Origin of the sequence: Streptomyces sp. NRRL WC-3605 (assembly GCF_001509795.1) — a bacterium.
Classification (GTDB): Bacteria; Actinomycetota; Actinomycetes; order Streptomycetales; family Streptomycetaceae; genus Streptomyces; species Streptomyces viridochromogenes.
On sequence record NZ_LLZN01000124.1, the window covers coordinates 1 to 1,939 of the forward strand.

Annotated in this window: 1 protein-coding gene and 1 pseudogene; both read right to left on the minus strand. The window is 68.2% G+C overall.

Annotated elements, in window-relative coordinates; genetic code table 11:
- A partial coding sequence (locus tag ADL34_RS33580) for an alpha-amylase family glycosyl hydrolase (protein WP_267891531.1) occupies nucleotides 1–420 on the minus strand: 420 nt, incomplete at its 3' end.
- Nucleotides 417–1,939, minus strand: a pseudogene (locus ADL34_RS33585) (alpha-1,4-glucan--maltose-1-phosphate maltosyltransferase); the annotation flags it as partial. The gene ADL34_RS33580 and the pseudogene ADL34_RS33585, both read right to left, overlap by 4 nt.

The window sequence follows — 1,939 nt, forward strand, 5'->3', positions numbered from 1 at the left end:
GTAGGGGCCGTCGGGGTCCTTGCGGGACTCCTGGAACCACGGGTGCTGGTCGCTGGTGTGGTTCATGACGAAGTCGATGATGACCCGCATGCCGCGCTGATGGGCGGCGTCCACGAACTCCACGAAGTCCGCGAGATCGCCGAACTCGGGGAGCACCGAGGTGTAGTCGGAGACGTCGTAACCGCCGTCGCGCAGGGGCGACTTGAAGAAGGGCGGCAGCCACAGGCAGTCGACGCCCAGCCATTGCAGGTAGTCGAGTTTCGCGGTCAGGCCCTTGAGGTCCCCTACGCCGTCGCCGTTGCTGTCCTGGAAGGAACGGACCAGGACCTCGTAGAAGACGGCGCGTTTGAACCAATCGGGGTCACGGTCGTTCGCGGGGGTGTCCTCGAAGGTGTCCTGGACGGGCTCGTTGACGATCATGTGGCGGGTGACCCTCCGATCTGCGGGGTGGACGGTCGCAGAGCCTGGCCGTGCGCATCCCGGGGTCGCCCCCCGGGCTCCCGGCCGACGACGAGCACATGCGCGCCGCCGGGCAGGAGGCGCACATAGTTCGCTCTGCCCCAGTGATAGGTCTCGCCGGTGAGCTCGTCGCGCACCGGCACCGACTCGTGCCATTCCAGGCCGAGTTGCGGCATGTCCAACGAGACCGTGGCCTCCTGGGTGTGGTGAGGGTCGAGGTTGGCGACCACCAGAACCGTGTTCGAACCGCTGCGCTTCGAGTAGGCGATCACCTCCTCCTTGTCCGCATGGTGGAAGTGCAGGTCACGGAGCTGCTGGAGGGCCGGATTCTCCCGCCGGACGGTGTTGAGCCGGGTGATGAGGGGGGTGATGGTGCGGCCCTCGCGTTCGGCGGTCTCCCAGTCCCGCTGGCGCAGCTGGTACTTCTCGCTGTGGAGGTATTCCTCGCTGCCGTCGCGCAGGGGGGTGTTCTCGCACAGTTCGTAGCCGCTGTAGACGCCCCAGTGTAGACGCCCCAGGTGGGGGAGAGGGTGGCGGCGAGGACGGCGCGGACCTCGAAGGCGGGGCGGTGGCCGTGCTGGAGGTAGGCGTGCAGGATGTCGGGGGTGTTGACGAAGAAGTTGGGCCGCATGTAGGCGGCCGCCTCCCCGGACAGCTCGGTGAGGTACTCCGTCAGCTCCTGCTTGCCGGTACGCCAGGTGAAGTACGTGTACGACTGCTGGAAGCCGATCTGGGCCAGCGTGTGCATCATCGCGGGCCGGGTGAACGCCTCCGCCAGGAAGATGACGTCGGGGTCGGTCGCGTTGATGTCGGCGATGACCCGCTGCCAGAACACCACCGGCTTGGTGTGCGGGTTGTCCACCCGGAAGATCCGCACTCCGTGGCCCATCCAGTGCCGCAGGATCCGCAGGGTCTCGGCGACCAGGCCGTCCATGTCGGCGTCGAACGCGATCGGGTAGATGTCCTGGTACTTCTTCGGCGGGTTCTCCGCGTACGCGATGGTGCCGTCGGGGCGGTGGTGGAACCACTCCGGATGCTTCGACACCCACGGATGGTCCGGCGAGCACTGCAGGGCGAAGTCCAGCGCGATCTCCAGGCCCAGCTTCTTCGCCCGGGCCACGAACCGGTCGAAGTCCTCGATCGTGCCCAGGTCCGGGTGCACGGCGTCGTGGCCGCCCTCCGGCGACCCGATCGCCCACGGCACCCCCACATCCTCCGGCCCAGCGGACAGGGTGTTGTCCGGGCCCTTGCGGAACGTCGTGCCGATCGGGTGGATCGGCGGCAGGTACACCACGTCGAAACCCATCGCGGCGATCGCCGGCAGGCGGCGCGCCGCCGTCTCGAACGTGCCGTGCGGCCGCTCCCGAGTGCCCTCCGACCGCGGGAAGAACTCGTACCAGGCCCCGTACAGGGCCCGTTCACGCTCCACCAGCAGCGGCAACGGCTCCGACGCCGTCACCAGATCCCGCACCGGATACCG